This is a genomic window from Microbispora sitophila, from assembly GCF_014892245.1.
GTDB lineage: Bacteria > Actinomycetota > Actinomycetes > Streptosporangiales > Streptosporangiaceae > Microbispora > Microbispora siamensis.
On record NZ_JADBGC010000021.1, the window covers coordinates 74,251 to 99,738 of the forward strand.

A 25,488-nucleotide genomic window follows, 5' to 3' on the forward strand; every position below is an offset into this window, starting at 1 on the left:
CTCCTCCGCTCCCGTTGTCCCTGTGCACTGTTGCCTTTGGTACTGGGCACTGGCAGCAGCATATGACCTCGCGGATCTCCTCTCACCGGCCGGGTTGCGCCAGTCACCGGCAGGGTGGTCACGACCGGCGGTCCACCGATATCCGCGGACACCGGACGGCCTGCTTGATCATCGGGCACAATGCACCTGCCGGACGCCCCCACCCCCGAGGAGCCGTCACATGAGCGAGGTCGCCGCCGTCGAGGAGCGCGTGGAAGAGCAGACCGACGCGTACGCCGAGAGGAGCCTCGACGACCCTGCGGGCGCGGAGCCGCCCGAGCCGGCGGAGACCCCCAGGCCCGAGGCGCCGACCGCGAACGTCCTCAAAGGCCGGATCAAGGTCGCCGACGAGGTGGTGGAGAAGGTGGCCGCGCTGGCCGCCCTGGAGATCCCCGGCGTCGCCGACCTGGGCGGCGACCTCGAGCGCGCCTTCGAATCCGTACGCGACCGCATCGGTGTGGGGAGCAAGCGGGCGACCCAGGGCGTGCAGGCCAGGATCCAGGACCAGCAGGTCTCGGTCGACGTGACCATCGTCATCGTGTACGGCCACGTGGTGATGGACGTCGCCACCGAGGTCAAGGTCAACGTCGCCCGGTCGGTGAGCCGGATGCTCGGCATGCGCGTGGTCGAGGTCAACGTGACCGTCGACGACGTCCGCCTCCCCGGTCAGGACTCCCCCGCCGAGGCCACCCCGGCCGCCTGAGCCGGGCCGGTCCGCCCCGGGAGCTCCTTGGCCGTACCACTCTGCCGGGAGAAGCGAGAACGCGGGAGCGCCGGGTGGGGCGCCCGCGTTCGGCGTGGTGGACCGTCAGACCTGGATGCGGCGGCGGACGGCGTCGACGATCTCGTTGATCGCCTCCTCGATCGGGACGCCGTTCTTCTGTTCGCCGTTGCGGTAGCGGAAGGAGACCGCGTCCGCCGCGATGTCGTCGTCGCCCGCGAGGAGCATGTACGGCACCTTGGCCTTCTGGGCGTTGCGGATCTTCTTCTGCATGCGGTCGTCGCTCTCGTCGACCTCCACCCGGATGCCGTGCTCACGCAGCCGCTTGGCGACGTCCTGCAGGTAGGGCACGTGGGCGTCGGCGATCGGGATGCCGACGACCTGCACCGGCGCGAGCCACGCCGGGAAGGCGCCCGCGTAGTGCTCGACCAGCACGCCGAAGAACCGCTCGATCGACCCGAACAGCGCCCGGTGGATCATGACCGGCCGCTGCCGGGTGCCGTCGGGAGCCTGATACTCCAGCCCGAAGCGCTCGGGCAGGTTGAAGTCGAGCTGGATCGTCGACATCTGCCAGGACCGGCCGATGGCGTCCCGGGCCTGCACCGAGATCTTGGGGCCGTAGAAGGCGGCGCCGCCCGGGTCGAGGACCAGCTCCAGCTTCTCGGACTCGGCCACCTCGCGCAGGGTCTGGGTGGCCTCCTCCCAGGTCTCGTCGGAGCCGACGTACTTCTCCGGGTCCTTGGTGGACAGCTCCAGGTAGAAGTCCTCCAGGCCGTAGTCGCGCAGCAGGTCGAGCACGAACCGCAGCAGCGAGGTGAGCTCGTCGCGCATCTGCTCACGGGTGCAGTAGATGTGCGCGTCGTCCTGGGTCAGGCCGCGTACCCGGGTGAGTCCGTGCACCACGCCCGACTTCTCGTAGCGGTAGACCGTGCCGAACTCGAACAGCCGCAGCGGCAGCTCGCGGTAGGACCGCCCGCGCGCCCCGAAGATCAGGTTGTGCATGGGGCAGTTCATCGGCTTGAGGTAGTAGCGCGCGCCCTCCAGCTCCATCGGAGGGAACATGCCGTCGGCGTACCAGTCGAGGTGGCCGGAGATCTTGTACAGATTCTCCTTGGTGATGTGCGGGGTGTTGACGAAGGAGTAGCCCGCCTCCTCGTGCCGGCGGCGCGAGTAGTCCTCCATGACCCGGCGGATGATGCCGCCCTTCGGGTGGAACACCGGCAGACCCGAGCCGAGCTCGTCGGGGAAGGAGAACAGGTCGAGCTCGGCGCCGAGCTTGCGGTGATCGCGCTTCTCGGCCTCCTCCAGGAACTTGAGGTACTCGTCCTGCTTCTCGCGCGACTCCCAGGCGGTGCCGTAGATGCGCTGGAGCTGCGGGTTCTTCTCGCTGCCCCGCCAGTAGGCGCCGCCGGATCGCATGAGCTTGAAGGCCGGGATGACCCGGGTGCTCGGCAGGTGCGGCCCCCGGCACAGGTCCTTCCAGCACAGCTCGCCCGTCTTCGGGTCGAGGTTGTCGTAGATGGTGAGCTGGCCGCCGCCGACCTCGACGCTCGCGCCCTCGGTGGACTCGGCGGCGCCGCCCTTGAGCCCGATGAGCTCCAGCTTGTACGGCTCGGCGGCGAGCTCCTCGCGGGCCTCGTCGTCGCCGACCGGACGGCGCCGGAAGGTCTGCCCCTGCTTGACGATCTCGCGCATGCGCTTCTCGATGCGCTTGAGGTCGTCGGGGGTGAACGGCTCACGGACGTCGAAGTCGTAGTAGAAGCCGTTCTCGACCGGCGGGCCGATGCCGAGCCTGGCCTCGGGGAAGATCTCCTGGACGGCCTGGGCCATGACGTGCGCGGTGGAGTGGCGCAGGATGGCCCGGCCGTCGGGGCTGTCGATCGCGACCGGCTCGACCACGTCGTCCTCGGCGACCTCGGCGGCCAGGTCACGCAGCTCGCCGTTGATCCGGGCGGCGATCACCGACCTGCCGTCGGCGCCGAGCGCCTCTCCGGCCGTCGTACCCGCCGCCACCACGCGCTCGGCTCCGGCGAGGGTGATGCGTATCTCAAGGGCGGCGGACACGGTGGCTCCTTAGGACAGGTTCGATGCGTGGATCTCGGTGGCCGCGCGCACGCGAGGCGGCGGCTCCGGTCGCATCCGATGCTACCGGTGCCGCCGCCCCCGAATGGCGGTGATCCGCCGCGCCCGCCGCCGGACTCGCCCCGGAATCGGCAGGGCCCGGGATCCGGCAGGGCCGGGGATTCAGTAGGGCCACGTCCAGTCGCGGATCTCGGCCGGGTCCTCGCCGAACTCGCGGGTGTGGGCGCGGGCGCGCAGCCGGGCGTCGGCCATGCGCTGGCGCAGGTGTGCCGCCCTGCTGCCCAGCCCCGGCACCCGGTCGATGACGTCCATCACCAGGTGGAAGCGGTCGATGTCGTTGAGCATCGCCATGTCGAACGGCGTGGTGGTGGTGCCCTCCTCCTTGTAGCCGCGCACGTGCAGGTTGTCGTGGCCGGTACGCCGGTAGGTCAGGCGGTGGATCAGCCAGGGGTAGCCGTGGAAGTTGAAGATGATCGGCCGGTCGGTGGTGAACAGCGCGTCGAACTCGGCGTCGCGCAGGCCGTGAGGGTGCTCGGAGGCCGGCTGGAGCCGCATGAGGTCGACGACGTTGATCACCCGGATCCGCAGCTCGGGCAGGTGCTCGCGGAGCAGCGCGGCGGCGGCCAGGGTCTCCATTGTGGGCACGTCACCGGCGCAGGCGAGCACGACGTCGGGGTCGGTGCCCTGGTCGGTGGAGGCCCAGTCGAGGATGCCCAGCCCGCGGGTGCAGTGGACGATCGCCTCGTCCATGCTCATCAGGTCGAGCACGGGCTGCTTGCCCGCCACGACGACGTTGACGTAGTCGCGCGAGCGCAGGCAGTGGTCGGCGACCGACAGCAGGGTGTTGGCGTCCGGCGGCAGGTAGACGCGGACGACCTCGGCCTTCTTGTTGACGACGACGTCGAGGAAGCCTGGGTCCTGGTGGCTGAAGCCGTTGTGGTCCTGACGCCACACGTGCGAGGACAGCAGGTAGTTCAGCGAGGCGACCGGCCGCCGCCAGGGGATCTTGCGGGAGGACTCCAGCCACTTGGCGTGCTGGTTGAACATCGCGTCCACGATGTGGATGAACGCCTCGTAGCAGTTGAACAGCCCGTGGCGGCCGGTCAGCAGGTAGCCCTCCAGCCAGCCCTGGCACTGGTGCTCGCTGAGCACCTCCATGACCCTGCCCCGGGGACCGATGTTCTCGTCGGTCGGCAGCAGGGCGGCCTCCCACTCCTTGTCCGTCGCCTCGAAGACGGCCGACAGGCGGTTGGAGGCGGTCTCGTCCGGGCCGAGCAGCCGGAAGTTCGCCGGGTTCGCCGCGATCACGTCGCGCAGGAACGCCCCGAGGACCCGGGTCGGCTCGCTGGAGGCCGCCGCCGGGGCCTTGACCTCGACCGCGTAGTCGCGGAAGTCGGGCAGCACGAGCGGGCGCAGCAACTCCCCGCCGTTGGCGTGCGGGCTGGCGCTCATCCGCAGCGGCCCGTCCGGGACCGTCCGCGTGATCGTCTCGACCGGCCGCCCGTCGGCGTCGAACAGCTCTTCCGGCCGGTAGGAGCGCATCCACTCCTCCAGGGCCTCCAGCCGGTCGGGCCGGTTCCGTACGTCGGTCAGCGGCACCTGGTGCGCGCGCCAGGTGCCCTCGACCGGGAGCCCGTCGACCTCGCGCGGCCCGGTCCAGCCCTTCGGCGTACGCATGATGATCATCGGCAGCGGGCCGCCGTCGGCCATCTGGTCGAAGACGGTGTCGAGGGTCGCGGCCATGAGCTCGTGCATCTCCACCGGCTCCTGGCCGGAGACCATGTGCGGGCGGTAGCCGTACCCCTCGAAGAGCTTGATCAGCTCGCCCTCCGGGATCCTGGCCAGCACGGTGGGGTTGGCGATCTTGTAGCCGTTCAGGTGCAGGATCGGCAGGACCACCCCGTCGGTGTCCCGGTTGAGGAACTTGTTGGAATGCCAGCCGGTGGCGAGCGGGCCGGTCTCGGCCTCGCCGTCGCCGACGACGCAGGCCACCACCAGGCCGGGGTTGTCGAAGGCCGCGCCGTACGCGTGGGACAGGGCGTAGCCGAGCTCGCCGCCCTCGTGGATGGAGCCCGGGGTCTCGGGGGCGACGTGACTGGGGATGCCTCCGGGGAAGGAGAACTGGCGGAAGAGCCTGCGCATGCCCTCGGCGTCCTGCGTGACGTGGGGGTAGCGCTCGGTGTAGGTGCCTTCGAGCCACGCGTGGGCGACCGCCGCCGGGCCGCCGTGACCGGGGCCGGCGATGTAGATCATGTCCTGGCCGCGCTCCCGGATGATCCGGTTGAGGTGGGCGAAGCAGAAGTTGAGCCCGGGCGTCGTGCCCCAGTGGCCGAGCAACCGCGGCTTGATGTGCTCGGGGCTGAGCGGCTCGGTCAGCAGCGGGTTGTCCATCAGGTAGATCTGGCCGACGGACAGATAGTTCGCGGCCCGCCAGTAGGCGTCGATGTTCCCGTATGCGTCCATGCCCCTGACACTTTCCCTGTAGTGCCGGCCGAACCAGGGTCTTTCGCCCACAAATCAGCGTGCCCATCGACCGGTAGTCTTGGCGCCATGTCCGGCACGCGATGGCTCGACCAGGAGGAGCAGCGCACCTGGCGCGCCTACCTGCGGACGAGCCAGCTCCTACAGGAGGCTCTCGAACGGCAGTTGCAGCGCGACTCGGGCATGCCGCACGCCTACTACATGATCCTGGTGGTCCTCTCCGAGTCGCCCGGGCGGACCATGACGATGACGGAGCTGTCCGCCATCCTGCAGTACTCGGTCAGCCGCCTGTCCCACGCCGTCTCCCGGCTGGAGGAGAAGGGCTGGGTGCGACGGCTCAAGCGGCCGGATGACCGGCGCACGACCGTCGCCGAACTCACCGACGAGGGCTTCGCCGCCCTCGTGGAGGCGGCGCCGGGCCACGTCGAGGAGGTCCGCCGGGTGCTGTTCGACCCCCTCACCCCCGGCCAGGTGCGGCAGTTCGGCGAGATCCTCGACACGATCCTGTCGGCCTTCGAGTACCAGAGGGCCGCGGAGGCCGAGCGTTCCCGCGAACTCGACGCCGCCGCCCAGTGAACGGCCGCTGCCGAGGGCTGCCGCTGATTCCTGTACGGATCCCCTCGGAGGCCTACGAGGAACCGCGGACGCGCGACGGCACGCCGACGGGCGGCTTCGGCGCGCTGTCCGTCGCCTGACGGCCTACGCCTGCTCGGGCGACAGGGCGAAGTGGACACGGATGCTCGTCCCCCGCGGGTGCCGGTGGATGCGGACCAGGTCCGCGAACTCGTGGGCGACGAGCAGGCCGCGTCCGTGGGTGGCGTGGTCGGGGGGCGGCACCCGCCCCGCGAGCGGGTCGGCGATCCGGCCGCCGTCGTCGATCTGGCACACCAGCGTCCCGTGCTCGGTCCAGACCGTCACCGTGCCGGTCCCTTCGGTGTACTCCCCGGTGTTGGTCGCCAGCTCGTTCACGGCGATGAGCATCTCGGTCAGGCGCCGCCCCCCGAGCCCGGCCGCGAGGGCCTCGCGGGACAGGAACGCGCGCAGCGCCGGCAGAGCGCGCAGGCCCTCGAAGCGGTAGGCCGCCGCGGACGGCGGAGTGGCGGGCAGCGGGACGTCGAACGCGGCGGCGGTCTCGATCGGGTCGGTGTAGGCCGGGCTGTCCCAGACGCCGGTCGTGTCCTGCATGACGGGATGGGTCCGGTGCGCGTCGGCGACCGCCTCCGGGGTCAGCCGCGCCACGTCGTACGGGCACAGGATCGCGGCCTCCTCCGCGGCGAAGACCGCGTTGATGAGGGCCTCGTGCTGGGCGCAGGCGGGATACTCGATCTCGCTGCGCCCATCCCAGATGGGCTCGCCGATGATCCAGACGCGCCGGCCCGCGTGCTCGCGCAGGAAGGCGAGCAGGACCGACGGGATGATCCGCCCCGGATTCCGGCCCGCGACGCTCATGTCCCGGAAGACGACCCGATGGGCGTCGCTCCCGAGGCGGGCCCGGATCAGCTCGCCGTTGCCGCCCGGCACGGCGACCATCGCGGGCTCCTCGGCGGCCAGAGCCTGCCGGAGGAAGGCGGCGCATCCCGCGGCGTACTCGTCCTCGTCCCGGTACAGCAGCCCGATGTGGTCGAACCCAGTCATGCCGTCACCTCCGCGCGGTCGACGGCTCCAAGGATCTCCTCGCCGCCCGACACCCGTAACAGCCGGGCGACCTGAGGTGGGCACCCGACCACTCTGATCCCTCCGGGAAGGGCACGGTGGCCCTCGATCAGCAGCCGTGCGACCGCCGCGTCGGCGAAGCGCAGCTCCGACAGGTCGACGGTCAGCGGTCCGCGCGCGTCCGGCAGGTCCTCCCGCAGTCCGGCGAGCGTCGCGGCGAGCGCCTCCCGGTTGGACGCGTCGACCTCGCCGGCGAGCGCGAGGCCGGGTGGAACGGCCGTCCGCCACATGCGCAACAGCGGAACCCAGCTCTCGTCCGGCCCGGGGCCGAGCCGGGAGGGGTGGGCGGCGGAGATCCGGTCGAGCGCCTCCGGCGGCATCGTCCGCCGGTCGTACAGGCACAGCGCGAGGGCCTGGCCGCCGGAGAAGACCCGGTTGGCCTCGGCCTCGTACCAGTGGAGGCGCTCGACGCCGGGGATCTCCGAGGCCGCCCAGGCCATGTCGCCCAGCGCCCACAGGCCGGTGTAGCCCGCGTCGAGAGCCTCGGCGAGCGCCCGCCGCCAGCCGTCGACCGCCGCCTCCGGATCGAAGGAGCCCGACGCCAGGTACGTGTTCCCCGCGGCGTACACCTGCAGTGCGCCGGTTTCGCACAGCGCCCGGGCGTCCACACCCTGGGTCACGAGCTCGTCCACGACCTGCTCCGGGGAGCCGACCGAGAAGTGGACGACCCTGTTGCCGCCGCCGACGCCGGCGCGGACGAAACGGGCGATGGTGGTGAGCCGCTGCTCCTCGTCGTCGTAGACGTTGCACACGTGATCGCCGGCGACCAGCCGGTCGAACAGGGACGGGACCATGGCGTCCACCTCTTAACACGCCGCCTGGGGAATGCGGGCACCCCAAGGCTATAGGCGTCCCCGCACCGGCCGCCGATCCCCCGGGCCCTCCTGGTGGACGTGGCCCCGCGCGGGCCCCGTGACGAGGCCGGCGGGCTCAGGTGCCGGGCGGGTCGGGGTGGAGCATGAGCAGCACGGCCCGGTTGCGCTCGTCGTGGCCTCGGTAGACGTGGGGCCGGGAGGCCTCGAACCGCAGCGAGTCGCCCTCCGACAGGTCCACCGGCGCGTCTGCGGGCCCGGCCGTGATCCGCCCGCCCGTGAGGACCAGGCACTCCTCGACTCCGGGCAGGTGGGCCTGCGACTCCTGCCCGTTCGCGGCCACCTCGATCGCGTAGACCTCCACGGTGCCGCGCAGCCGGATGCGGTGCAGCAGGCGGGCGCCCACGGCGTCACCGGTCGCGGCGGGCCGCTCGTCGCCCGCGCGCACGACCTCCACGACGGGAGCCGGCGCTTCGATCAGCTCCCCCAGTGAGACCTTGAGCGCGGTGGCGAGGGCCCACAGCGTGCCGAGGGTGGGGTTGCCCGCGCCCTGCTCGATGCCGTGCAGGGTGGTCTTGCTGATCCCGCCGGCCGCCGCGAGGTCCGCCAGGGAGATGCCGGCCGCGTTCCGCAGCCGGTGGACGTTGTCGCCGACCACTTGCGCCATGTTCACGTGTATCAGCATAGTGGTACAGAGATACCAATTGAGCGAACGGAGTTGCCATGACCGTGTCCCGGCTCCGCGACATCCCCGGCATCGGGGTCGACGTCGTCGGCGACGCCGCCGACGCGGCGGACGATCCGGAGTTGCTGCGGCTGGAGAACCTGGACACCGATCTCCGGCCGCCCGCCGTCGCGATCGAGGCGACCCGGGCCGCCCTCGACGACGACGCGGCCAACAGCTATCTGCCGTTCCAGGGCCGCCGCTCCCTGCGTACGGCCGCCGCCGCCCACGTGGGCCGGATGGCCGGGCGTTCGTACGATCCCGGCACCGAGTGCGTGAGCGTCGCGGGCGGGCTCAACGGCGTGCTGAACACGCTGCTCGCCACCGTCGAGCCGGGCCAGGAGGTCGTGCTGTGCGACCCCGTGTACGCGGGGCTGGTCAACCGGGTGCGGCTGGCGGGCGGCGTCCCCCGCTTCGTGCCCGCCAGGGCCACGGCCGAGGGGTGGACGCTCGACCCGGAGGAGCTGGCCGCGGCGGTCACCGGGCGGACCGCCGCGGTGCTGATGATGAGCCCGCTCATGCCGACCGGGCTCGTGCTCGACGACCGGCACTGGGCGGCGCTCGCCGCCGCCTGCGAGCGGCACGACGCCTGGTTGATCTACGACGCCGCGATGGAGCGCATCCGCTTCGACGGCCGGGCTCCGAGCCATCCCGCCGCCCGCGACGACCTGGCGGGCCGCACGATCACCGTCGGCTCGGCGTCGAAGGAGCTGCGGCTCATCGGCTGGCGGGTCGGCTGGGTGGTGGGCCCGGCCGCCATCCTCGCCGACATCCGCCTGGTCGGCCTCACCAACGTCGTCTGCCAGGTGGGGATCGGCCAGGAGGCGGTGGCGGCCGCCCTGGACGCGCCGGACGCCGAGGCGGACGTGGCGGCGGCCACCGCGGTGTGGGCGCGCCGCCGCGACGCCGTCCTCCGCGAACTGGCCGGCTATCCGGTCGTCCCGCCGCACGGCGGCTGGTCCGCCCTGGTCGACACCCGCCCGCTCGGGCTGACGCCCGCCGAGCTGTCCCGGCTGCTGTTCGACCGGGGGAAGGTCGCCGCCACGCCCATGGACGGCTGGGGCCCTTCGGGGGCCCACTACCTGCGGCTCGTGTTCGCCAACGAACCGGTCGAACGGCTGGCGGGGCTCGGCGAGCGCTTCCGCCGCGCGATCGGCTGACCTCAGGCCTTCGGGTTGTGCTGCGCTTTCGGGTTGTGCAGCGCTTTCGGGTTGTGCAGCGCTTTCGGGTTGTGCAGCGCTTTCGGGTTGTGCCGCGCGATGGCGGCGTTGAGGGCGGTGGCGAAGACCGTCCATCCGGCGTACGGCAGCAGCAGGAGTCCGGCCGTGCGGTCCCGGCGGAGGAGGCGGCGGGTCAGCAGCGCGTTCGACACGTTGAGCGCGAGGATCTCCGCGAGCGCGAGGCGGGGATTGCGGGCCTTGAAGAACAGCGGCGGGCCAGGCCGCGTTGAGCGCCAGGTTCGCGGCGAGCGCCCGCCGCAGGGCCGGCCGGGAGCGGTCGTCCCCATGCGACAGCGCCCGGGCGGAGGCGTAGGCGATCGTCGCGTAGAGCGGCGTCCAGACCAGGCCGAACGCCTGCGGCGGCGGCCGCCAGGAGGGCTTGCGCAGCCGGGCGTACCAGCCGGAACGGGCGTCGGTGGACAGGCCGCCGACCGCGGCGGTGGCCGTCACGGCGAGGGCCGCGCGCAGCAGCGTCTTCTTCGATGTGCGTCTCATGCGTCTTCTTCCTTCCCGCCGGCCCGCGCTCATGCGGGGATGTGGTTGCGCAGGCGCAGCGCGTCGGGATACGGGGACAGGTAGGTCTGGTCGCGGACGTACCGCGCCTGGACGTCCTGGGCGTGGACGTCCTGGGCGTGGACGTCCTGGGCCCCCGCGCCCCTCGCGTGGTGCCGGAGCAGGGCGAGCGGCACCGCGAGGGCGACCTCGCGGGCCCGGTACGACGCGATCACCTCGGCCAGGTCGGCCCGGCGGACCGGGTCGAGCTCCCGGCCGATCATGCCGAGGCAGTGCTGCAGGACGTTGACGTGGCGCCCGACCGTGGCCCTGGTGGCGAGGGCCGCCAGGAACGCCCGGCGGTACTCCCGGGCCAGTGCCTCCCGTGGACGCTCGCCCGCCGCGGCCACGAGCCGCCCGATCTCCCGGTACGCCGCCGGCGCGTGGGCGAGGATCTGCATCTTGTGCCGGGCGTGGAAGGCGACCAGATCGCGTGGGCGCCAGTCGCCGGCCAGCAGGGCACGCAGGCGGGCCGAGGCGAAGATCCGCTCGACGAACGCCTCCCGGAGCACGGCGTCGTGCAGCCGGCCCTCGTCCTCGACGGCCAGTTCGGGGCGGGCGGCGGTGACCGCGCCGGCGAAGACTCCCCTGCCTCGCCGGTCGGCCGCGGCGCCGGACTCGGCGTACACGGGGATTCCGTGCAGCCCGCAGCTCGGGCTTCTCGACTTGAACACGTATCCGTCGACGTCCGCCAGACCGGCGGCACGGTCGGCCGCGAGCGCGGTCATCGGGGCGGTCAGGTCCTCGCGCGTCCGGCGCGTGACGAGCCGGGGCCCGTCCGGGGAGCGCTGCAGGCGGAGCGTCTCGCGCGGGGCGCCGAGGCCGATCTCGATCTCGGGGCAGACCGGCACCCAGTCCACGTGCTCCGCGAGCTCCGCGGCCAGGAACCGGTCACGGCTGTGGCCACCGTTGAACCGTACGGGAGCGCCGAGCAGGCAGCTCGACACGGCGACCCTGGGCCTCGTCCCTTCCGCAGGCTCCATGATCAGGCCGCCGGCCGCAGCAGCGTGGACAGGCGGTGCAGGCCGCGTGCCGTACGCGCCTTGACCGTGCCGAGCGGGACCCGCAGGTGCTCGGCGATCTCCCGCTGGGTCAGGTCCCCGTAGTAGGCCAGCTCGATCGCCTGGCGCTGCACCTGCGGCAGCGAGGCCAGCGCGCGCCTGATCCGGTCGCGGTCGGCGAACTCCTCGCCGTCCAGCCGGCCGTCGTGCCCCGCCGGGTCGGGGACCGCCTCCAGCGGGACCGTCGCCGGCGTACGCGCCCGCAGGTGGTCCACCGCACGGTTGCGGGCGATGCCGAACAGCCAGGCCGACAGGCTGCGGCCCGGGTCGAAGCGGCGCCGGAAGCGCCACACCTCGGTGAAGACGACCTGCAGGACGTCCTCCACGTCCTGGGGCGGCACGAGTTTGCGCAGGTAGGAGCGTACGGCCGGCGAGTGAACCCGGTAGCACTCCCCCAGCGCTCCCGTGTCCCCTGCGGCGAGGCGGAACTCCAGGGTCTCCTCCATCGGCCCCCCTAAGGAAGAAGACTGGGCAGAGAACTTATTCAAAACCTATTCATAGCTGCCCGCGTTCGAGGCGGGCAACCATGGGGGCCGAACACTGGATCAAAAATCCGTCAAAGAGACCGAATCACCGCAGAGTGGTCATTACCGCCGAGACGGCGTCACGAAACGTGTTCACCCGGACGACGTGCGTAGGCAGGTCGTCCCACCAGCCGGGGCCGCCGACCACGACGCGGCAGGCGGGGCGGAGCCTCGGCAGACCGGCCAGCGGGGCGGGGTCACCCGTCTCCCTGATCTGCGACCACACGAACACGGCCGCGGGGCCGAGGCGGCGCATGGCGTCCGCCAGCGCGGCGTACGGCGTGCGGGCGCCGAGCACGCGGGCCTCCACTCCGAGCATGCCGAGCGCGGCGGCCAGCGCGTGGATCGGCAGCGCGTGCTGCTCCTCCTCCGCACCGGCCAGCAGGACAGGACGGGGATGCACGGGCGAGGGCGCACGCGCGGAGAACCGTGTCAGCGCGGACTGGAGCCGGTCGGAGAACAGGTGCTCGACGTCGATCCCGGCGCCGGTGTCCTGCTGCCTGCGGGTGACGGCCGCGAACACCGGCAGCACGAGCCGCTCCCACGTCCACACCACGCCGTGCGCGGCCAGCGCCGCGTCCAGTCCCGCGCTCACGGTCGCGGCGTCCAGCGCCGCCGCCGCGCGAGCCAGCATGGCCGCCGACAGCAGTCCGAGGTCCGCGGCCGGCCGTACGGCGGGGGCGGGCGGCACCGCGGATTCCAGCGGCCTGGGGTACTCCGACGGCCTGGGGTACTCCGGCGGCCGGGGAGACTCGAACGCCCTGGGGAACTCGAACGACGCGGCGGACTCCGGTCGCCCGGGCGGCTCCGGCGGCGTGGCGGCGCCCTCCCCGGCCGGGGACGCCGCCCGCTCCCCGGCCGCGGGCCGCGCCCGCAGCGCCTGCCTGGCGGCGTCGGCCGGCGGCATCCCGGCCCGGATCAGCCGGTTCATCTCCTCCAGGCGGCGCAGGTCCGCGTCGTCGTAACGGCGGTGCCCGCCGGGGCTGCGCCTGCTCGGGCCGATGCCGTACCTGAGGTTCCACGTGCGCAGCGTGGACGCGGGCACGCCGAGCCGCCGGGAGACGGCCCCGATGCCGTAGCCCGGCTCCTCCTCGGCGGCCGCGTTCTCGCCGGCCCCCGACCCGCCCTCGCGCGTCACGTGCTCACCCCGTGCCTGTCCGTCCGGTCGTCGCGGCCGCTCGCCGTCCTCCGGCCACCCGTATGCCTCCGTGTGGCGCCTCCGTGTGGCCGGCCCGCGCGCCGCACGGCGGGCCTGCCGAACAGCGCGCACGGCACTCCTGGCCGCCCTGACCTTGTTTCGGCTCGGGGGCCCGGCACGGATGCAACCGCCGGAGCGGGCGGGCGCGAAAACTCTACTGACGGCGCCGCCGATCACCGTAACGATCGAAGGAGCAGTGCGCATGCTGACGTTGACCCGCGAGACCGGCAGCGTTCGGGACGAGACGCGGGAGCCGTTCGATCGCCACCTTTCCGACCTGTTCGACCGCACCCTGGAGGAGCTGCTCCGGCGCGAGATGAGCCGGTTGTCCTTCCTCGGCGCCGACGACCGGGAGGTGCTGCGGCGTCACCTCGCCGACTTTGTCGCGCGCGGCGGCAGGCGGCTGCGGCCGGCGTTCGTGTACTGGGGCCACCGGGCCTCCGGCGGCTCGCCCGACGACCTCGGGGCGGTGCTGGCGGCGGGCTGCTCGATCGAACTCCTCCACGCGTGCGCGCTGATCCTCGACGACGTGATGGACGAATCGCCCCTCCGGCGCGGCCGGACGACCGCCCACCTGGCGCTCGCCGAGCGCCATCGGGAGCTCGGCTGGACCGGGTCGTCGCGGCGGTTCGGGGAGTCGGCCGCCATCCTGCTCGGCGTGCTCGCATTCAGCTGGGCCGACGCGGCGCTGCTGGCCGACCGCCGCAGGCTGGCCGACGCCCTGGAGGTCTTCACCCAGCTGCGCGTCGAACTGGTCGCCGGGCAGTACCTCGACCTGACCTGCGCCGCCCGGGGCGGCGGCGGCCGCCGGGAGGCCCTGCTGATCTCGACGTACAAGTCGGGCAAATACACGGTGGAGCGGCCCCTGCACCTCGGCCACGCCATCGCCGGAGGCGAGCCCGGGCTGCGCCGGGTCCTCAGCGCGTACGCGCTCCCGCTGGGCGAGGCGTTCCAGCTCCGCGACGACGTCCTCGGCGTCTTCGGCGACCCGGCGCGGACCGGCAAACCCGCCGGGGCCGACCTTCTGCAGGGCAAGCGGACCTACCTGCTGACGCTGGCGCGCGAACGCGCGGACGGCCCGGGAGCGGGACTGCTGGACGCGTTGCCGGGGACGGGCGAGGCGCGGCCGGACCGCCTGGCGGCGGCCCGGGAGGTGATCGTCGCGACCGGCGCGCTGGAGGCGGTCGAGCGGCGCATCCGCGGCCTCACCGAGTCCGCGGGCGAGGCGCTGTCCGGGGCGGACATCCCCGCCGACGCCCGGGCGGCCCTGCTCGGCCTCGCCCGCCGCCTCGGCCAGCCCGGCCCCGCCCCCCAGCCCTGTCCCGCCCCCCAGCCCGTTCCCGATTCTCTGCTCGGCGCCGCCGGGCATGCTGCCGGCGGGGCGGGCTGATGACCGCGGGCGGGCCCGTGGTGGTGATCGGCGCCGGGCTCGGCGGCCTGTCGGCCGCGATGCGCCTGGCCGGGGCGGGCCGTGAGGTGACGGTCGTGGAGGCCGCCGACGTGCCGGGCGGCTGCTGCGGCACGGCGACCCTGGGATCCCACCGCTTCGACACCGGTCCCTCGGTGCTGACCATGCCGGGAGTGCTGGCCGACACCTTCGCCGCCGCCGGGCAGGATCTGGAGCGCCGGCTGCCGCTGCGGCGGCTCGATCCGTACTACCGGCTGACCTTCCACGACGGGTCGCGGCTCGACGTGGTGGCGGGAGCCGACGCGATGGCCGAGCAGGTGCGGGCGCTGTGCGGGCCCGCGGAAGCCGGGCGCTACCGGCGGTTCCGGCGGTTGCTGGGAGAGATGTTCGAGGCCGAGTGGAACACGTTCATCGACCGGGACGTGACCCGGCTGCGCGCGCTGGCGCGGCCGTACGCGCTGGCGCGGCTGGCCGCGCTCGGCGGCTTCCGCCGGCTGGACGGGCTCGTGCGGCGCCACCTCACCGACGAACGGCTGATCAGGGCGCACACCTTCCAGGCGCTGTACGTCGGCATGTCGCCGCGCCGCGCCCTCGGCGTGTACGCGGTGATCGCCCACATGGACACGGTCGGCGGGGTCTACTTCCCGCGGGAGGGCGGCATGCACGCCGTCCCCCGGGCGATGGCCGCCGCCGCGGAGAAGGCCGGGGCGGTCTTCCGGTACGGCGTGCGGGCCACGCGGATCGAGACCGACGGGGCGGGGGTCGTCGCCGTCCGCCTCGACACCGGCGAACGGCTCGCCGCCCGGCACGCCGTGGTGGCCTGCGACCTGATCCGGGCGCACGGCCGGCGGGGCGGCGACGGCCTGCTGCCGGAGGAGGCGGCCGACTGGCGGCTGCGGCGGCCCCGTTTCTCCCCCTCCTGCCTGGTGGCGCACTTCGCGCTCGACCGGCGCCCGGAAGGGCAGGCGCATCACACTCTGCACTTCGGGCGGGAGTGGGAGGCGACGTTCGCGGCGCTGGAGGCGGGCAGGCCGCAGCCGGACCCGAGCCTGCTGGTGACCTGTCCGCATGACCACGGGCCGGCCGGCGGCGGACCTGCCGTACTCAGCGTGCTGGAGCCCACCGCGAACATGCGGAGCGGCGCCGACTGGACCACCCTCACCCCCCGCCTCGTGGACCGCATGGTGGGGCGGCTCGCCGGCCTCGGGTACGGCGATCTGTCCGGCACGCCCCGGCTGGTGCTCGATCCCCCCGCCTGGCGGCGGCGCGGCCACTCGGCCGGCACGCCCTTCGCGCTCGACGCCCGATTCACCCAGACCGCCTGGTTCCGCCCGTCCGGCGCGGCCCGGCGGGTCCCCGGCCTCCACTTCGCGGGCATGTACACGGCTCCCGGGGTCGGGGTGCCGCCCGTACTGATCTCCGGCCGTCTGGCCGCGGAACGCATCCTGGAGAGCGCCCTATGAGCACGCCGAGCACGCCGAGCACGCCGTCCCGGGCGCCGGCCGCGACGCTGACGGCCGGCTACGAGCGGTGCCGCAGGCTGCACGCGAGCTACGGCCGCTCGTACTACCTGGCCACCCGCCTGCTGCCCGCCTGGAAACGGCCGCACGTCCACGCGTTGTACGGTTTCGCCCGCTACGCCGACGAGATCGTCGACTCGCTCGCCCTGACCGGCGACCGGGCCGCGGCGCTGGAGCGCCTGTCCTCCCGGCTCGCCGCCGCGCTCGACGGCGACCGCGTCCGCGATCCGGTGCTCCCCGCGTTCACGCACACGGTGCGGGCCTTCGGAATCGACCACGCCGACGTGCGGGCGTTCCTCGCGTCCATGCGCGCCGACCTCACCGTGGACCGGTACGCGACCTACGACGATCTGCTGGGCTACATGGAGGGCTCGGCGGCGGTCATCGGGACGATGATGCTGCCGGTGCTGGAGGCCCTGCCGGGCGAGGAGGGGCGGGCCCGCGAGCCCGCCCGCCAGCTCGGGCTGGCCTTCCAGCTCACGAACTTCATCCGCGACGTGCGCGAGGACCTGGCGCGGGGCCGCGTCTACCTGCCGCTGTCCGACCTCGACAAGTTCGGCGTGACCGAGGCCGACCTGGCCGCGCCGTACGCCACGCCGGCCGTGCGGGAGCTGGTGGCCTACGAGTGCGACCGCGCCCGCGACCACTACCGGCGCGCCCACGGCGGGATCGCGCTGCTCGCGCCGTCGTCCCGGCCGTGCATCAGGGCCGCGTACGAGCTGTACGGCGGCATTCTGGACGAGGTCGAGGCGGCCGGGCACGACGTGCTGGCACGGCGGGCCAGGGTCCCCCGGCGGCGCAGGCTCGCGATCTTCGCCAGGCACCTGCTCGCCGCGCGTGCCGCCGCGCAGGCCGAGCGCCGTGTGGAGGTGGCCTGACGTGGATCCCGGACAGGACCCCGCGCCGGGTGCCGGTCCGGTCCCCGGGCCGAGGATTCCCGCCCGCGAGCGGGGCGTGACGGCCCGGCCTGTCGTGGTGGACGCCATGGGCGGGGACCACGGGCCCGTGGAGATCGTGCGGGGCGCGGTCGAGGCGTGGCGGGAGCACGGCGTGCCGATCGTTCTCGTCGGCCAGGCCGGGGTCGTCCGCGGGGAACTGGCCCGGCTCGGGGCGGCGGGCGAGATCGGCGTCGCGCACGCCGCCGACGTCGTGCCGATGACCGAGCGGGGCGCGGGTGCGGTCCGCATGGTCTACTCCAGCCTGGCCGTCGGCTTCGATCTCGTGCGGGACGGAGCGGGCGCGGGCTTCGTGTCGGCGGGGTCCACCGGGGCCGTGGTCGCCTGCGCGGTCGACCGGCTGGGCACCGCGCCCGCCGTGCTGCGCCCCGCGCTGGCCGTGGCGCTGCCGACGACGGCGGGAGGGGCCACCGTGCTGATCGACGCCGGCGCGACCGTGGACCCGACGCCCGAGATGCTCGCCCAGTTCGCGCTGCTCGGAGCGTCGTACGCGCAGCTCGTGCTGGGCGTGGCCGACCCCCGCGTCGGACTGCTGTCGATCGGCGCGGAGCCCGGCAAGGGGAACCGGCTGACCCGCAGGGCCGAGACCCTGCTGCGCGGCATGCCGCTGCGTTTCCACGGCAACATCGAGGGCGGCGACGTGCTCACCGGGGCCGTCGACGTGATCGTCACCGACGGCTTCACCGGCAACGTCGTGCTGAAGAACGTGGAGGGGACCGTGCGCGCCACGCTCGCCCTCGCGGCGCGGGAGGGCGTGGCCGGGTCCGCCGGCCTCGGCCGGGTGGCGCGACGCTACGACCCCGAGACGCACGGCGGCGCGGCCCTGCTCGGGCTCACCCGCACCGTCGTCGTGGCGCACGGCTCCTCCCGTGCCGGGACCATCGCCAGGGCCTGCGTGGTGGCGTGCGACCTGGCCGAGGGCGAGGTCGCGGCCCGTCTCGGCGACCGCCTCGCCATCCGTCCCGGGCGGTGATCTCCCACGCGGCCGGGCCCGGTTCCGGCTCACGAGGCTCACGAGGCTCACGGGACGGCTCGGGGACCGGCGAGGGGGTCGGTGCCGTCCCAGGTGCCCGCGCTCGCGTACGGGATGAACCGGGCGAACAGCTCTTCCGAGTACCAGTCGTGAGCACGGACCCGCTCGACGACCTCGCGGTGCGCCCGCCCGGCGTAGGCGAACGCGCGTACGGCGGCGGCGTCGCGCCACAGGGAGAAGGTGGCCTGTCTGGCCAGCGGCCACTCCCCCAGCCCGACGGAGGCGAGGCAGCCCTCCTGGGCGCGCAGCGACCGCTCGACGGCGGGCACGGACCGGTAGAACGCCGGCAGCCGCGACGGCCTGATCGACGCCCGGGTCAGCACCGCCACCGGACCGCTGTGCGGTTCGCCATCAGGGCCGCCCGTCACGGAGGCGAACGGCTCGACGCCGTTCCAGCGTCCGCGCGAGGCGGTCGGTGTGAGCCGTACGTGCCAGGTCTCGGTCGCCTCGCGCCGCCACCTGGCGGGGATCGGCGAGCGCGCCAGGAACTCCTCCAGCGCCCGCTCGTCCCGCCAGACGGCGAGCAGCGCCCAGCGGCGCAGGTCGGCGCCGAGGGTCGTCGACGGCCCCCGGCCCGTGCCGAGCAGCCGCCAGAACAGCAGCCCGCCGGTGCGGCGCAGCACCGGGCGGTCGAAGGCCATATGACGCATCGCCCCCCGGCCGGCGTATCTCTGGAGGTGGAAGGTGACGACGCTCCCGCCGCTCGTCCCCCTGCTGGTGGCGCTCATCGGCGGCTACCTTCTCGGCTCGATCCCGGTGGCGGTGCTGGTCGCGGGGCGGCGGGGAGTCGATCCCCGGGCGGTGGGCGACCGCAACCCCGGCTTCTGGAACGTGCGCGAACGGCTCGGCCGCCGGGCGGCCGCGCCGGTGTTCGCCGGGGACATGGCCAAGGGCGTGCTCGCCGGGCTGCTCGGGTCGCTGGCCGGGGGCGCGTACACGACCGGACTGGGAGTGGTCACCGGCCCGAGCGCCCCGGCGGCGTACCTGGCGGTGGGGGCCGCGATGATCGGGCACGCCTGGCCGGTCTTCGCCGGGTTCCGCGGCGGGCGGTCGGTGCTGACCTTCGCCGGGGGCATGGCGGTGCTCTGCCCGCCCGCGTTCGTGCTCGCGCTCGCGCTTGTGGCGGTGACGTTCCTGCTCACGCGGTCGTTCGCGATCGGGGCCAGGGCCGGGGTCTTCGCGATCCCGCTGCTGCAACTGCCGTTCGCGCCGATCGGCCACGTCGCCGCGACCGGCGCGCTGATGTGCCTCATCGGGCTGCGTTTCGGGCAGGCGGCGCTGGCCGGGCGTCGCACGTGACGGCGTCGGCGCAGGCCGCGGGGACGGCGCGGCAGGCTCGGCCAGTACGGTAGGCACGGCTCCGCCAGGTCGTGACGGGCCGCAGCGTCGCCTGCGTCAGCCGTACGGCCGTGGCGGGGTCGAGCAGGAACGACAGTGTCACACCCGCGCCCGGACGGGTGTAGCTGCGCCGCAGCGCGGCGGTGAGCAGCACCCGTACGGCGAGCAGCGCGAGGTCGAGCCGGGTCGGCCGCCCGGCGGCCAGGCGGAGCGCCGGCAACGCGGCGGCGAGCCAGACGACGGCGAGATCGGCCGCCTGCCAGGCGGGGCGGGTGACGTCGCGCAGCGGCAGCGAACGCCCCCACTCCCGCCACACCTCGGCCGCCGACTCGTGCATGTCGACCTCCAGCAGGCCTCCCGCGTCGAGGAAGCCGACCCTCCAGCCGTCGGCGGCCAAGGCCCTGGCGAGGGCGACGTCGTCGGTCATGTGGCCGCGCACCCGGGCGAAGCCGTCCGCCCGCCGCATCGCCTCCCGCCGGAAGGCCAGGCACTGGCCGTTGGCCACCACCCGGTGGGGCGGCGGCGGGGCCGGGGGCCCGATGGGGCCGAACCGGTAGACCAGCGTGGCGAGGAACGACGCGTGCAGCGCCTGCTCGGCGAGGCCGTCGCAGACGAACCGCGGGCCCGCGCTGACCAGGTCGTGGTCCTCGAGGGCGGCGACGAGCGCGCCGGACAGGCCGGGACGCGGCCGGGTGTCGGCGTCCAGGGTGACCACGATCTCGCCGCGCGCCTCCCGCAGCCCCTGGTGCAGCGCCCACTGCTTGCCCACCCAGCCGTCCGGCAGCGGGCGTCCGCGCACCACCGTCGCCCCGTACGCGGCGGCGAGCTTCGCGGTGCCGTCCGAGGACTCGTCGTCCACCACGATCACCTCGGCTATGGCGGGGTCGGCCAGCACCGCCCGCAGGCAGGGGCCGAGCCGCCGCTCCTCGTCCCTGGCCGGGATGACCACCGAGATTTCCTGACTTCCACCCCTAGGGGTTCCGCCGCGGCCGATCCACGCCGCCGAGCCGCTTCCGTGAGACGTGTCCGGCACCGGCGCGGCGAGCGGGGGGAGGCGCCGGCGGCCGCGGGCGAGCCGCACGAGCACGACGACGGCGGCGACGGCCTGGGCGGCGGCGAGCACTCGTGCGGCGGCCCCGGCCCGCGGGCGCCCGGCCGCCCTCGTCCTGGCCGTCACCGTCCCGCCTCCCCCGGCCGCCGCGCGGAAGGGGGGAAGTCCCGGCGCACCAGCGCGGCCACGATCCGCCCGCCCATCGCCACCAGTGGCAGCCCGCCTCCCGGATGTGCGGACCCGCCGACGAGGTAGAGGCCGCGCCGGGGCCCCCGGTTGCCGGGACGGCGGAAGGGGGCGAACGGGCCGCCGTACGCGCCGCCGTAGATCGCCCCGCCCCACGCGCCGTACCGGTCGCGCAGGTCGGCCGGGGTCAGCAGGTCGAGGAAGCGCAGCCGTCCGGACAGGTCGTACCCCCGGCTCGCCAGCCGGTCGAGGACGAGCTCCCCGTACGCCTCGGGCGGCGCCGGCCAGCGCGCGGGGTCGCCGGCGGGGACGTTCACCAGCATGCTCCAGCTCTCCGCGCCCGCAGGAGCCTGCGTGGCGTCGGCCACCGCCGGGCAGCCGATGTAGACCGTGGGGTCCTCCGGCGGGCGCCGCCGGTCGAAGATGTCGCCGAACTCGCGCCGGTAGTCGGCGGAGAACACGACCGTGTGGTGCGGCAGGCCCTCGGTCCGCCCCTCCACGGCGGCGAGCATCAGGAAGGCGGACGACGACAGGCCGAGCCTGGCGATCCGGCGCAGCCGAGCCCGATCCGGCAGGAGCCGCCCGTAGAGGGAGGCCGCATCGGCGTTGACGATCACGATGTCGGCCCTGACCGTCTCGCCGAGGGCCGTGCGGACGCCGCCGACCCGCTCCGCGTCGGCGACGACCTCGGTGATCTCGGTCTCCAGACGGATCTCGACGCCCGCCTTGTCGAGCGACGCGGCCAGCGCGTCGGCGAGGCGGGGCAGCCCGCCCCGCACGTACCACCCGCCGTCACCGTGCTCGATGGCCGGGACGCAGCCCAGGGCGGCGGGCGCCCGGTAGGGGTTCGACCCGGCGTAGGTGGCGTAGCGGTCGACGTACTGGCGCAGGCGGGCGTCCCGGAAGAAGCGGCCCGCCAGACCATGCAGGGTGCGGCCCGGCGCGACCGCGAGCAGGTCACCCAGCCGGGGGCTCGGGAGAGGCCCGCTCGGCTGCCCGCCCGCCGGTCCGCCCGGCCGATCACCGGGCCGATCACCGGGCCGATCTCCGGGCCGATCACCGGGCCGCCGGCCCGCCGGCAGGAACGGCGGCTCGACGATGGGCCCGGACGGCGGGCCCGCGAAGAACGTGCGCGCGGAGGCGGCCAGGCAGCGCTCGGCCCAGCGATGGAAGGCCCGCCAGTTGCGGCCCTCGCCCGGCGCGAGCCGGTCCACCGCCTCTGCCGTACGCTCCGGGTCGCGGTAGGTGGACAGCGTCGAGCCGTCCGCGAAGCGATGGCGGCACAGCTCGTCGAGTTCGAGCAGGTCGAGCGGCACGCCGAGGTCCAGGAAGAGGCCGGGCAGCGTGAGCAGCGAGGGGCCGATGGAGAAGGTGAATCCGTCCCGCCTGTGCTCGGCCAGCTTGCCGCCGAGCCGGGGCAGCCGCTCGTAGATCCGCACGTCGTGCCCGTCCCGTGCGAGCAGCAGGGCGGCCACCATGCCGCCGACGCCGCCCCCGGCCACGATCACCTCCGCCATGCGCGCCCCCAGGCGAGCAGGACGAAGGCGCCCATCGCGAGCCCTCCGGCGGCGGCCACGAACGGATCGGGCGGCCGGAAGACCACGGCGAAGCCGACGGTCTCCATCACCGCCATGACCGTGTAGAGGACGACGAGGCCGGTCGTCCCCGCCACTCGTCCGCCCCGGCCGCCCGGCGCCGGCCGGTCAGCGGCGGCACGGCCGGTGAGGCGGTCGAGAACCGCCATGACCAGGACAGAGACCAGCAGCCAGCCGGCGAAGTTGGTGAGTGGCACACCGCGGTAGGGCCCCGGCTCCGCCCAGACCCACAGTCCGAGCCTGAGCATCTGCGGGTCGAGGAACAGGTCCCACGCGGCGAGCGCCAGGGCTCCGGCGAGGATCGGCGCCGGCCGGCCGCGCGGCGCCACCCGGCGGGCGACGGCGTGGGCGGCCAGGCCCATGCCGCCCCAGGCGAGGGCGACGATCAGCGGGACGCCGCCGGGCTGCGGCCACAGCGCGTCGGTGTAGCGATAGTCGCCGAAGGGCAGGCCCGTCCTCGTGCCGATCCACTCGGCGGCGTAACCGGCCGCCACCGCCGCCGCGAACGCGCCCGCCGCCCGGCGCGGGGTGTAGGCCGCCGCCGCGAAGGCGAGTGCGCTCACCGCGAGCAGGACCACGACCGCGGTGGTGAGACGCAGGTCCTGGGGCCGCAGTCCCGTCGCGATCTGGGCGGCCACCATCGCGGCCAGCGCGACCGCACCGGCCGCGTTCAGCCGCGAGCCGCCCGGCAGGTCACGCGGCCACCCTCCAGGCAGCCGATCCCCGAGCAGCCGATCCCCGAGCAGCCACGCCCTGCTCAGGCCCGACCGGCCGGGGCGCGGCCCGTCCGGGCGTGATCCGCGCCGCCCGTGACGCGCGCCGTCAGCCTCGGCCGCCCTCCTCTGTGTGGTCTCCCACGTCTCCACGTAGGGTCATTCGAGCGGATCCCCCTGATCGGATGCGCTCCACCCCACGCGGGCGCGGCCGGTGGAGATCGTCTACGTCCGTGTCGCCGGGGGTGCCGGCCGGGGCGTCACCAGCGGTGGTGGACCTGCGGGCGGATCAGGTCGTCGTAGACCTCGCGGACCGTGTCGTGGGTCTCGGCCGGCAGAGGCGGGAACTGCGCCGCCGCCGCGTTGGCCTCGGCCTGCACGGGGTTGCGCGCGCCGGGGATCACGACGCTGACCCCGGGCTGGTCGATGATCCAGCGCAGCGCGAACTGCGCCATCGTCATGCCCTCCGGCACGAGGCCGCGCAGCCGCTCGACCGCCTGGAGGCCCACGCCGTACTCGACGCCGGAGAAGGTCTCGCCGACGTCGAACGCCTCACCCTGGCGGTTGAAGTTGCGGTGGTCGTCCTCGGCGAAGACCGTCTGCGGGCCGTACTTGCCCGACAGCAGGCCGCTCGCCAGCGGGACCCGGGCGATGATGCCGACCCCGGCCTTCTCCGCGGCGGGCAGGACCTCGTCCAGCGGCTTCAGCCGGAAGGCGTTGAGGATGATCTGCACGGTGGCCACGCCGGGGCGCGCGATCGCGGTCAGCGCCTCGGCCACCGTCTCCACGCTCACGCCGTACGCGGCGATGCCGCCCTCGGCGACCAGCGTGTCGAGCGCGTCGAAGACCTCGTCGGTCTCGAAGACGGCGCTCGGCGGGCAGTGGAGCTGCACCAGGTCGAGCGTGTCGACGCCCAGGTTGGCGCGGGAGCGGTCGGTCCAGGCGCGGAAGTTGTCCAGCGTGTAGACGTCGGGCGTCTGCTGCACCCTGCGGCCCATCTTCGTGGCCACGGTCAGACCGGGCCGCTCCTTGAGCAGCTTCCCGATGATCTTCTCGCTGCGGCCGTCGCCGTACACGTCGGCCGTGTCGATGAAGGTGGTGCCGGCGTCGACCGCGGCGTTGAGCGTGGCCAACGCGTCGGCCTCGCTCACCTCGCCCCAGTCGGCCCCGAGCTGCCACGCCCCCAGCCCGACGACGCCGACCTGCCTGCCCGTCCTGCCCAACACGCGCTGTTCCATGAGGTCAGATCGTAGCGGGGCAGCTCACGCGGGGGCCGCTCCACCCGCCAGGTGGTGCAGGAACCAGTCGCGGGCGAGCCGCGCGACCGTCTCCAGCGCGCCCGGCTCCTCGAACAGATGCGTGGCGCGGGGCACGATCTCCAGCCGTACGGGCGCGGAGATCGCGCGCATCGCCTCCCGGTTGAGGTCGAGGACGACGGAGTCGCGCTCCCCCACGATCAGCAGCGTCGGCTGGCGCACCGAGCGGAGCGCGCCCGCGGCGAGGTCGGGCCTGCCACCTCTGGACACCACCGCCCCCACACCGCCGGGCCGCGCCGCCGCGGCGACGAGCGCGGCGGCGGCGCCCGTGCTCGCGCCGAACAGGCCGACGGACAGACCGCCGACCACTTCGTCCTCAGGCAGCCGGTCGGCCAGCGCGCCCACCCGGTCGGCGAGCAGGCCGATGTCGAAGCGCAGGTGGCCGGTGACGGCGTCGACGCGCTCCTCCTCCGCCGTGAGCAGATCGGCCAGCACCGTGGCCAGTCCGGCCCGCTGCAGTTCCCTGGCGACGTACCGGTTGCGCGGGCTGTGCCGGCCGCTGCCGCTGCCGTGGGCGAACAGCACCGCTCCCCGAGCCTCCCGGGGAACCGCCACGTCGGCGTCGAGCACGACCTCGCCGATCGGGATCCGCACGCTGAGTTCGACATCGCTCATGACGCCCGCCCTCCCCGGCCGCGCCCGGCTGAAGTCCGCTAACCGCGTACCCCGGGCCGGTCGAGGCAAACCGGGGACGGCCCGGCCTCCGCGTGGGGAAGGGGCGGCGTCAGGGGCGGCGTGAGAACGGCGATGTCAGGAGCGACGTGAGCGCATCGCCTTGAGCACCCGAATGCCGCCGTCCTCGCCGGCCTGCGCGCCGTGGGACGCGCCCTCCACCAGGCGCCGGTATTCCTCCGACTCCATGGGGCACAGCGCGATCCGGCCGTCCCGGTCGAACAGCAGCCCCCAGCCGTACCTCTTCGCCAGTGGGGACGACCTCAGGCACGCCTGGGGACGGGAGAAGAACTCCTTCCTGAGCTCCGCTCGCCGTTCGCCGGGCAGGTCCGCCGGCAGGTCCTGGCGGCGCAGCCAGGTCTCGAACAGCACGTCCTCCTGTGTCAGGCCGTACGGCGCGCCGGAGATCAGCTCGTACTGGAGGACGGCGACGGTGGGCTTGCCGCCCCGGGCCCTGGGCACCTCCGCGGCGGCCACCGGGCAGTCGTCGGCGACCGCGATGAGCGTCGAGTAGTAGTTCAGGTCCTCGGCCATGGCTCCACTATGCCCGACTCGATCCGCCCTCGCCCCGCT

Annotated in this window: 24 protein-coding genes and 1 pseudogene; 8 read left to right on the top strand and 17 right to left on the bottom strand. The window is 74.2% G+C overall.

Annotated elements, in window-relative coordinates; translation table 11 throughout:
• The first annotated feature begins 220 nt into the window (after window positions 1–220).
• Entirely contained in the window at window positions 221–742 is a 522-nt protein-coding gene (locus tag IL992_RS32585) for an Asp23/Gls24 family envelope stress response protein (RefSeq protein WP_193207162.1), read from the top strand.
• Between the two features lie 105 nt (window positions 743–847).
• Here IL992_RS32585 and thrS read toward each other — a convergent pair whose 3' ends face one another.
• On the bottom strand, window positions 848–2,824 hold the full coding sequence (gene thrS, locus IL992_RS32590; protein WP_193207163.1) for a threonine--tRNA ligase: 1,977 nt from the start codon (window positions 2,822–2,824) through the stop codon (window positions 848–850).
• 180 nt (window positions 2,825–3,004) lie between these two features.
• Window positions 3,005–5,305: a phosphoketolase family protein gene (locus IL992_RS32595; protein ID WP_193207164.1), complete on the bottom strand. Its 2,301-nt coding sequence runs from the start codon at window positions 5,303–5,305 to the stop codon at window positions 3,005–3,007.
• A gap of 87 nt (window positions 5,306–5,392) precedes the next feature.
• Here IL992_RS32595 and IL992_RS32600 point away from each other — a divergent pair, with 87 nt between their 5' ends.
• Window positions 5,393–5,899: a MarR family winged helix-turn-helix transcriptional regulator gene (locus tag IL992_RS32600; protein ID WP_193207165.1), complete on the top strand. Its 507-nt coding sequence runs from the start codon at window positions 5,393–5,395 to the stop codon at window positions 5,897–5,899.
• A gap of 123 nt (window positions 5,900–6,022) precedes the next feature.
• On the opposite strand, the gene IL992_RS32605 is transcribed toward IL992_RS32600, so the two are convergent.
• From IL992_RS32605 to IL992_RS32615, 3 genes are all read right to left on the bottom strand, one after another.
• Window positions 6,023–6,958: a sensor histidine kinase gene (locus IL992_RS32605; protein ID WP_193207166.1), complete on the bottom strand. Its 936-nt coding sequence runs from the start codon at window positions 6,956–6,958 to the stop codon at window positions 6,023–6,025.
• Window positions 6,955–7,830: an MEDS domain-containing protein gene (locus IL992_RS32610; RefSeq protein ID WP_193207167.1), complete on the bottom strand. Its 876-nt coding sequence runs from the start codon at window positions 7,828–7,830 to the stop codon at window positions 6,955–6,957. Before IL992_RS32610 ends, IL992_RS32605 begins: the two co-directional genes overlap by 4 nt.
• A 136-nt stretch (window positions 7,831–7,966) precedes the next feature.
• Window positions 7,967–8,515, bottom strand: a complete 549-nt coding sequence (locus IL992_RS32615) for a helix-turn-helix domain-containing protein (protein WP_226874189.1) — start codon at window positions 8,513–8,515, stop codon at window positions 7,967–7,969.
• A 56-nt stretch (window positions 8,516–8,571) separates the two neighbouring features.
• On the opposite strand from IL992_RS32615, the gene IL992_RS32620 reads away from it, so the two are divergent.
• Window positions 8,572–9,732, top strand: a complete 1,161-nt coding sequence (locus IL992_RS32620) for a pyridoxal phosphate-dependent aminotransferase (protein ID WP_193207169.1) — start codon at window positions 8,572–8,574, stop codon at window positions 9,730–9,732.
• Between the two features lie 2 nt (window positions 9,733–9,734).
• Here IL992_RS32620 and IL992_RS47920 read toward each other — a convergent pair whose 3' ends face one another.
• From IL992_RS47920 to IL992_RS32640, 5 genes and pseudogenes are all read right to left on the bottom strand, one after another.
• Window positions 9,735–10,079, bottom strand: coding sequence for a TspO/MBR family protein (locus IL992_RS47920; RefSeq protein ID WP_264295140.1), 345 nt, complete (start codon window positions 10,077–10,079; stop codon window positions 9,735–9,737).
• Window positions 10,060–10,320, bottom strand: a pseudogene (locus IL992_RS49075) (TspO/MBR family protein); the annotation flags it as partial. The pseudogene IL992_RS49075 and the gene IL992_RS47920, both read right to left, overlap by 20 nt.
• Window positions 10,317–11,327 (bottom strand): YbgA family protein, encoded by a 1,011-nt coding sequence (locus IL992_RS32630; protein ID WP_193207170.1) that lies wholly within the window; start codon window positions 11,325–11,327, stop codon window positions 10,317–10,319. The gene IL992_RS32630 and the pseudogene IL992_RS49075, both read right to left, overlap by 4 nt.
• 2 nt (window positions 11,328–11,329) lie before the next feature.
• On the bottom strand, window positions 11,330–11,851 hold the full coding sequence (locus IL992_RS32635; protein ID WP_193207171.1) for an RNA polymerase sigma factor: 522 nt from the start codon (window positions 11,849–11,851) through the stop codon (window positions 11,330–11,332).
• A 124-nt stretch (window positions 11,852–11,975) separates the two neighbouring features.
• Window positions 11,976–13,067 carry a MerR family transcriptional regulator gene (locus IL992_RS32640; RefSeq protein ID WP_319018971.1) on the bottom strand — a complete coding sequence of 364 codons (1,092 nt, stop codon included), beginning with the start codon at window positions 13,065–13,067 and terminating at the stop codon, window positions 11,976–11,978.
• Between the two features lie 262 nt (window positions 13,068–13,329).
• Here IL992_RS32640 and IL992_RS32645 point away from each other — a divergent pair, with 262 nt between their 5' ends.
• From IL992_RS32645 to plsX, 4 genes are read left to right on the top strand one after another with little or no spacing between them, the layout of a single operon-like run.
• Window positions 13,330–14,517: a polyprenyl synthetase family protein gene (locus IL992_RS32645; protein WP_193207173.1), complete on the top strand. Its 1,188-nt coding sequence runs from the start codon at window positions 13,330–13,332 to the stop codon at window positions 14,515–14,517.
• On the top strand, window positions 14,517–15,998 hold the full coding sequence (locus IL992_RS32650) for a phytoene desaturase family protein (protein WP_193207174.1): 1,482 nt from the start codon (window positions 14,517–14,519) through the stop codon (window positions 15,996–15,998). Before IL992_RS32645 ends, IL992_RS32650 begins: the two co-directional genes overlap by 1 nt.
• Window positions 15,995–16,933 (top strand): phytoene/squalene synthase family protein, encoded by a 939-nt coding sequence (locus IL992_RS32655; RefSeq protein ID WP_193207175.1) that lies wholly within the window; start codon window positions 15,995–15,997, stop codon window positions 16,931–16,933. The genes IL992_RS32650 and IL992_RS32655 overlap by 4 nt, the downstream gene beginning before the upstream one ends.
• 1 nt (window position 16,934) lies before the next feature.
• On the top strand, window positions 16,935–17,984 hold the full coding sequence (gene plsX, locus IL992_RS32660) for a phosphate acyltransferase PlsX (protein ID WP_319018972.1): 1,050 nt from the start codon (window positions 16,935–16,937) through the stop codon (window positions 17,982–17,984).
• A 47-nt stretch (window positions 17,985–18,031) separates the two neighbouring features.
• Here plsX and IL992_RS32665 read toward each other — a convergent pair whose 3' ends face one another.
• Complete coding sequence (locus tag IL992_RS32665; RefSeq protein ID WP_226874163.1) at window positions 18,032–18,772, bottom strand: spheroidene monooxygenase; 741 nt, start codon at window positions 18,770–18,772, stop codon at window positions 18,032–18,034.
• Between IL992_RS32665 and IL992_RS32670 the strand changes: the two genes are divergently transcribed.
• Complete coding sequence (locus tag IL992_RS32670) at window positions 18,729–19,343, top strand: glycerol-3-phosphate acyltransferase (RefSeq protein ID WP_193207176.1); 615 nt, start codon at window positions 18,729–18,731, stop codon at window positions 19,341–19,343. The genes IL992_RS32665 and IL992_RS32670 overlap by 44 nt on opposite strands.
• Here the strand turns inward: IL992_RS32670 and IL992_RS32675 are convergent.
• The 6 genes from IL992_RS32675 to IL992_RS32700 form a co-directional block, all read right to left on the bottom strand.
• Window positions 19,294–20,559 (bottom strand): glycosyltransferase, encoded by a 1,266-nt coding sequence (locus tag IL992_RS32675; protein ID WP_193207177.1) that lies wholly within the window; start codon window positions 20,557–20,559, stop codon window positions 19,294–19,296. The two genes, IL992_RS32670 and IL992_RS32675, sit on opposite strands and share 50 nt — an antisense overlap.
• Window positions 20,556–22,136: a phytoene desaturase family protein gene (locus IL992_RS32680; RefSeq protein WP_193207178.1), complete on the bottom strand. Its 1,581-nt coding sequence runs from the start codon at window positions 22,134–22,136 to the stop codon at window positions 20,556–20,558. The genes IL992_RS32675 and IL992_RS32680 overlap by 4 nt, the downstream gene beginning before the upstream one ends.
• On the bottom strand, window positions 22,124–23,080 hold the full coding sequence (locus tag IL992_RS32685; RefSeq protein WP_319018973.1) for a carotenoid biosynthesis protein: 957 nt from the start codon (window positions 23,078–23,080) through the stop codon (window positions 22,124–22,126). Before IL992_RS32685 ends, IL992_RS32680 begins: the two co-directional genes overlap by 13 nt.
• Before the next feature lie 107 nt (window positions 23,081–23,187).
• Window positions 23,188–24,165, bottom strand: coding sequence for an aldo/keto reductase (locus IL992_RS32690; protein WP_193207179.1), 978 nt, complete (start codon window positions 24,163–24,165; stop codon window positions 23,188–23,190).
• 24 nt (window positions 24,166–24,189) lie between these two features.
• Window positions 24,190–24,858 carry a dienelactone hydrolase family protein gene (locus tag IL992_RS32695; RefSeq protein WP_193207180.1) on the bottom strand — a complete coding sequence of 223 codons (669 nt, stop codon included), beginning with the start codon at window positions 24,856–24,858 and terminating at the stop codon, window positions 24,190–24,192.
• A gap of 135 nt (window positions 24,859–24,993) precedes the next feature.
• Window positions 24,994–25,449, bottom strand: coding sequence for a DUF6157 family protein (locus IL992_RS32700; RefSeq protein WP_193207181.1), 456 nt, complete (start codon window positions 25,447–25,449; stop codon window positions 24,994–24,996).
• Between the last annotated feature and the right edge of the window lie 39 nt (window positions 25,450–25,488).